At 62.7% G+C, this 6,000-nt stretch carries 6 protein-coding genes; 5 read left to right on the plus strand and 1 reads right to left on the minus strand.

Going from position 1 to position 6,000, the window contains the following annotated elements; translation table 11 throughout:
• Nucleotides 1-312: 312 nt before the first annotated feature.
• Nucleotides 313-387 carry a pyrroloquinoline quinone precursor peptide PqqA gene (gene pqqA, locus KFO72_RS40980; protein WP_007576927.1) on the minus strand — a complete coding sequence of 25 codons (75 nt, stop codon included), beginning with the start codon at nucleotides 385-387 and terminating at the stop codon, nucleotides 313-315.
• Between the two features lie 406 nt (nucleotides 388-793).
• On the opposite strand from pqqA, the gene KFO72_RS40985 reads away from it, so the two are divergent.
• From KFO72_RS40985 to KFO72_RS41005, 5 genes are read left to right on the plus strand one after another with little or no spacing between them, the layout of a single operon-like run.
• Nucleotides 794-2,299, plus strand: a complete 1,506-nt coding sequence (locus KFO72_RS40985) for a form I ribulose bisphosphate carboxylase large subunit (protein ID WP_225034489.1) — start codon at nucleotides 794-796, stop codon at nucleotides 2,297-2,299.
• 43 nt (nucleotides 2,300-2,342) lie between these two features.
• A complete protein-coding gene (locus KFO72_RS40990) occupies nucleotides 2,343-2,744 on the plus strand; it encodes a ribulose bisphosphate carboxylase small subunit (protein ID WP_054931968.1) in 402 nt (133 codons plus the stop codon).
• Nucleotides 2,745-2,794: 50 nt separating this feature from the next.
• Entirely contained in the window at nucleotides 2,795-3,766 is a 972-nt protein-coding gene (gene cbbX / locus KFO72_RS40995) for a CbbX protein (RefSeq protein ID WP_054931969.1), read from the plus strand.
• A gap of 9 nt (nucleotides 3,767-3,775) precedes the next feature.
• Nucleotides 3,776-4,885, plus strand: a complete 1,110-nt coding sequence (locus KFO72_RS41000) for a class 1 fructose-bisphosphatase (protein WP_225034490.1) — start codon at nucleotides 3,776-3,778, stop codon at nucleotides 4,883-4,885.
• Between the two features lie 28 nt (nucleotides 4,886-4,913).
• Entirely contained in the window at nucleotides 4,914-5,786 is an 873-nt protein-coding gene (locus KFO72_RS41005; RefSeq protein ID WP_060607648.1) for a phosphoribulokinase, read from the plus strand.
• Nucleotides 5,787-6,000: the final 214 nt, after the last annotated feature.

The raw sequence follows: 6,000 nt of genomic DNA on the forward strand, positions 1-6,000 counted from the left end.
CTTTGCGGCGGCAAAGAAAAGTAGGTGCCGCCCCGCACAGGGGCGACGCGTGAAGGGGGCTAACGAATCGCGGATGCCAGCGCAAAGGCCAGCCCACCGAAACGGCGACACCTGAAGCACGCTAACGAATCGCGGATGCCAGCGCAAAAGCCAGCACACCGAACGGCGACGCGCGAAGCGCGCTAACAGACAGCAACTGCTTGCGGCACCGCACAAAAACCACAATCAAAAACGAAAAAGCAAAAAACAGACGGGGCCGTCCCGGCAAAAAAAACCCACGACGAAAACCAGGCCCGGCCCCGTACGGGGCCATCACCTCGTAGCGATATACATCGTAATTTCAAACCCGAACCGCATATCGGTATATCCAGGGGTAGTCCACTGCATGTTCGTCCTCCTTTAGCGAATGAAGAAAACAAAAACGGCGGTCCCATTGCGAAAGAACGCCTGCATGCGCGCACGCAACACATCCATTCGCCTCGGCCCATGTTGCTGATGCAACTGTCGTACCAGTTACAGCCCGACGGGAAAGGGCGCGCCGTTTACGCGCCTTACTGTAGCGGAACCGCAGCAAAGTGTTCCACGAGCCGATAACCCATTGTGGACGCATTTTGCATTCGGTGCACGCGTGTTAACGGATCACTTAAGCCTGCTGAAAAAAATCGTGAATTCACTTCATCCGGCATGCCGCCTACATTGACCTGCAAGGCCGGCGACTTTCGATGCGCGCCAGCTCCCACCCAAGGCGTGCGCAGCACCACAGGCGCGCCACGATCCATATCGAGGCAGCGCGATGAACGATTTCAGCAAGGAAGCCGTGAAGCCCGCAGGCAGCAAACGCACACCAGAAAGCACACCACAACGCTCGCGCTATTCAGCGGGCGTCCTCAAGTATCGCGAGATGGGCTACTGGCAGCCGGACTACACGCCAAAAGACACCGACATCATCGCGCTGTTCCGCATCACGCCACAGCCGGGCGTCGAGCCCGAAGAAGCCGCCGCCGCCGTCGCGGGCGAATCGTCGACGGCCACCTGGACCGTGGTCTGGACCGACCGCCTGACCGCGTGCGACATGTACCGCGCCAAAGCGTTTCGCGTCGATCTCGTCCCCAACGCCAGCGAAAGCGAACCGCAGTACTTCGCGTTCATCGCCTATGACCTCGATCTGTTCGAGGAAGGCTCCGTTGCGAACCTCACTGCCTCGATCATCGGCAATGTGTTCGGCTTCAAGCCCCTGAAAGCGCTGCGGCTCGAAGACATGCGCATTCCCGTCGCGTATCTGAAGACCTTTCAGGGCCCGCCGACAGGCATCGTCGTCGAACGCGAACGGCTCGACAAATACGGCCGCCCGCTGCTCGGCGCAACCGTCAAGCCCAAGCTCGGGCTGTCGGGCAAGAACTATGGGCGCGTCGTGTACGAAGGCCTCAAGGGCGGTCTCGACTTTCTGAAGGATGACGAAAACATCAATTCGCAGCCCTTCATGCATTGGCGCGACCGCTACCTGTTCGCGATGGAGGCGGTAGCCCGCGCGCAAGCCGAAACGGGCGAACTGAAGGGCCACTACCTGAACGTGACGGCGGGCACGATGGAGGACATGTACGAACGCGCCGAATTCGCAAAGGAACTCGGCTCGTGCATCGTGATGATCGATCTGGTGATCGGCTGGACGGCGATCACGTCGATGGGACGCTGGGCGCGCAAGAACGACATGATCCTGCATCTGCATCGCGCCGGACACGGCACATATACGCGGCAGCGCAACCACGGCATTTCGTTTCGGGTGATCGCGAAGTGGCTGCGCATGGCGGGCGTCGATCACGCGCATGCGGGCACGGCCGTCGGCAAGCTCGATGGCGATCCGCTCTCGGTGCAGGGCTATTACAACGTGCTGCGCGAGTCCCACAATCCCGTCGATCTCACGCGCGGCCTCTATTTCGACCAGCCGTGGGCGGGCTTGCGCAAGGTGATGCCCGTCGCGTCGGGCGGCATTCACGCGGGGCAGATGCATCAGTTGCTCGATCTGTTCGGCGATGACGCGATCCTGCAGTTCGGCGGCGGCACGATCGGCCATCCGTCCGGCATTCAGGCGGGCGCGACGGCAAACCGCGTCGCGCTCGAAACGATGGTCAAGGCGCGCAACGAAGGCCGCGACATCGCCAGCGAAGGCCCCGATCTGCTCGAAGCGGCAGCGCGTCATTGCACGCCGCTCAAGCAGGCGCTCGATACATGGGGCGACATCACGTTCAACTACACGCCGACCGATACACCCGATTTCGCCGTCACGCCGAGCGTGGCCTGAGCCATCAGCGCCGTACCCGCCGCATCCGAATGAGGAGCCCGCCATGCGCATCACCCAGGGGACGTTTTCTTTCCTGCCCGATCTGACCGACGACGAAATCCGCATGCAGATCCAGTACGCGCTGAGCCAGGGCTGGTCGTGCTCGGTCGAATTCACCGACGACCCGCATCCGCGCAATACGTACTGGGAAATGTGGGGCCTGCCGATGTTCGATCTGCGCGACGCAGCGGGCGTGATGATGGAAGTGACGCGGTGCCGCGACGCGTATCCGCAGCACTACATCAAGGTGAATGCCTTCGATTCGGTGCGCGGCTTCGAGACGATGCGGCTGTCGTTCATCGTCAACCGGCCCGATGTGGAGCAGCCCTTCGTGCTGGGGCGCCAGGACGACCGCTCGCGCGTGCAGCGCTATTCGCTCACGACGGTGCGCGCCGCGCCGCGCTAGCGGAGGCACGCCCGTCGCGCGGATCAGAACATCAACAGGGAGACATCGTCATGAACGCCGTCGTCACGGAGCCACCGGCACAGAAGGAAACGCAAGCGCCGCGCGTCGACCTGCTCGCACTCTTTCACGAGTCGGGCATCGCCGAGGTGCTCGACGAACTCGATCGCGATCTGGTCGGCCTCGCGCCCGTGAAGACGCGCATCCGCGAAATCGCCGCGCAACTGCTGGTGGGCCGAGCGCGGGAAGCGCTCGGCATTGAATGCGGCGCGCCGACGCTGCACATGTGCTTCAGCGGCAACCCCGGCACCGGCAAGACCACCGTCGCGCTGCGTATGGCGGATGTGCTGTTCCGGCTCGGTTATATCCGGCGCAATCATCTGGTTTCGGTGACGCGCGACGATCTGGTCGGCCAGTACATCGGCCACACCGCGCCGAAAACACGCGAAGTGCTCAAGCGCGCGATGGGCGGCGTGCTGTTCATCGACGAGGCCTACTACCTGTATCGCCCGGAAAACGAGCGCGATTACGGCCAGGAGTCGATCGAAATCCTGCTCCAGACGATGGAGAACCAGCGCGACGATCTCGTCGTGATTCTGGCCGGCTACGCCGCGCGGATGGACACCTTCTTTCGCAGCAATCCGGGCTTTCGCTCGCGGATTGCGCATCACCTGTCGTTTCCCGACTATGCCCCCGACGAACTGCTGCTGATCGCCGGTCGCATGCTCGACACGATGCATTACCGGTTCGACGCCGACGCGCGCCGCGCTTTCGAGGACTACCTCGCGCGGCGCGTGCGTCAGCCGAACTTCGCGAACGCGCGCTCGGTGCGCAACGCGCTCGACCGCGCGCGCCTGCGCCAGGCCAATCGCCTGTTCGCCGATGCGCTGGGCGGCGGCGCAAGCGCCGACCCTGCCGCGCTGACGCTGCTGAGCGCCGCCGATATCCGCGCGAGCAGCGTGTTCTCCGAATCAGGCGGCGCCGGGATGGTACCCGGCGCCGCGCCAGAATTCCCCACTTCGTAGGAGAGCATCATGCGTCACGCAAACATTACGCTCACGAGGTTCCTGGCCGGCGACGCTGACCATCTGATGTCGACACGGCCGTCCACCGCGTTGCAGACCGTGCTGCACGACGTCGCGGCGTCGGTGAAGACCATCGGCGCGGCGCTTGCGCGCGGCACGCTGGGCGAGAGCGCGCAGGCCGATTCGGTAGCGGGCGGCGCGGTGCTCGCGTATTCCACGCGACGTCGCAAGCTCGCCGAGGCGGCTGTGCGCAACGGCCGCGCGGCGCCTCTGGACGGCGCGGCCATGCCCGAGTACCAGCTTGCATTCGATCCGCTGAACTGCCCGTGGAATGCGGACATCAACGGCACGGCGGGTTCGATCTTTTCGGTGATGCGCGTGCAGCCGCAAGGCAGCGATGTGAACGGCGGCGACGCGCGAGCGCAAGCCTATGGCGAGCTGGACTGCGAATCCTATGGCGAAGCGTATGGCGCGCCGTTCCTTCAACCCGGCCGTGAACAGGCGGCAGCGGGGTACACGATCTACGGCCCGGCGACGATGCTCGTCATCACGCTTGGCGAGGGCACGCACGGCTTCACGCTCGACGGCCAGACGGACGAGTTCGTGCTCACGCATCCATCGATCCGCATACCGGAGGAGACGGGCGAGATTGCCGTCGACGCCTCCAACGAGCGCTTCTGGGAGCCGCCCGTGCGCCGTTACGTGCACGAGTGCCGGGAGGGCCGCGCGGGCTGCCGCGAGCGCGATTTCAGTCTGCGCTGGAGCGACGCGCTGGTGCCCGAAGTGCATCGTATTCTGATGCGCGGCGGGCTGTTCCTGATGCCGCGCGACTTCCGGACGCGCTCGGCGATGCGCGGGCGCCTGTCCGCCGTCTACGACGCGAGCCCGCTCGGCTTTCTGGTCGAGCAGGCGGGCGGCATGGCGACGACGGGCCGCGAGCGCGTGCTCGACGGCGCGCCGCGCACGTTCCATGAGCGCATGCCGCTGATACTCGGCTCGTCGAGCGAAGTGGCGCGTATTGGGCGCTATCACCGCGAGCACGACCTGGGTATCGACATGCCTTTCACGTCGCCGCTTTTTCGTGAGCGCTCATTGTTCCTTCCGGAGACCTCGGTCTGACTCTTGAACTGTAGCAAGGAGACAGCGCATGTCAGTCAGACATCCGATCGTTGCGGTGACGGGGTCGAGCGGGGCGGGCACGACTACCGTCATGAGGAGCTTCACGCATATTTTTCGCAGGGAGAAGATCAATGCGCAGATTGTCGAAGGCGATGCGTTCCATCGGTACGACCGGCTCGGCATGCGCGAGGCGTTGCGGCAGAGCGAGCGGGACGGCGTGCGCAACTTCAGCCACTTCGGGCCCGATGCGAACCTGCTCGAGGAACTGGAGCAGTTGTTCGCGAGTTATGGGAGTTCGGGTGGCGGGAAGTTCCGGCGCTACGTGCACGATGAAGCGGACGCGGTGGTGTACAAGCAGGACCCGGGGACGTTTACGCCGTGGGAGGATATTTCGCCGGGCACGGACATGATGTTTTACGAAGGGCTTCATGGTGCGGCCGTGACCAGCAAGGTCGACATCGCACAGCATGCGGATCTGCTCGTCGGCGTGGTGCCGATCATCAATCTGGAGTGGATCCAAAAGCTGCATCGTGACCAGACGCTGCGCGGTTATTCGCATGAGGCGGTGGTGGATACGATTTTGCGGCGGATGCCGGATTATGTGAATTACATTTGCCCGCAGTTTTCGCGTACGCATGTCAATTTTCAACGTGTTCCCACTGTTGATACTTCTAATCCTTTTACCGCTCGGGAGATTCCGCAACCTGATGAGAGCTTTGTAGTGATCCGGTTTTCCAAGCCTAAAGGGATCGACTTTCCTTATCTGCTTACGATGTTGCATGACTCCTTTATGTCGCGGCCTAATGTCATTGTTGTGCCTGGCGGGAAGATGGGACTTGCTATGCAGTTGATTTTTACGCCCATGATCTTGCAGTTGAGGGATAGGAAGTCGCGTGCGTGAGAGTGCGGTTTTGGGGCGGGGTTTGGCTCAGTAGTGTGTGTCTGTCTGTGTCTTGGCTGACGGCCTGGAGGTTGTGGCCCCGCTCGGGTCGTCAGGTTTTTCTGTTTCGCCTTTTGGTTTTTGCTTTTGCTTTTGTTTTTGTTTTGGGTTTCTAGACTCTGCGCTGGCATCCGCGTTACGTTAGCTCGCTTCAAGCGTCGCCCCTGTGCGGGGC

It is taken from the genome of Paraburkholderia sp. XV, from assembly GCF_020177535.1.
GTDB classification, from domain to species: Bacteria; Pseudomonadota; Gammaproteobacteria; order Burkholderiales; family Burkholderiaceae; genus Paraburkholderia; species Paraburkholderia caribensis.

Bases quoted from the DNA above. Each gene is read 5' to 3' on its own strand.
- KFO72_RS40985 (WP_225034489.1), top strand. From the start codon at position 794: ATGAACGATTTCAGCAAGGAAGCCGTGAAGCCCGCAGGCAGCAAACGC.
- KFO72_RS40990 (WP_054931968.1), top strand. From the start codon at position 2,343: ATGCGCATCACCCAGGGGACGTTTTCTTTCCTGCCCGATCTGACCGAC.
- cbbX (WP_054931969.1), top strand. From the start codon at position 2,795: ATGAACGCCGTCGTCACGGAGCCACCGGCACAGAAGGAAACGCAAGCG.
- KFO72_RS41000 (WP_225034490.1), top strand. From the start codon at position 3,776: ATGCGTCACGCAAACATTACGCTCACGAGGTTCCTGGCCGGCGACGCT.
- KFO72_RS41005 (WP_060607648.1), top strand. From the start codon at position 4,914: ATGTCAGTCAGACATCCGATCGTTGCGGTGACGGGGTCGAGCGGGGCG.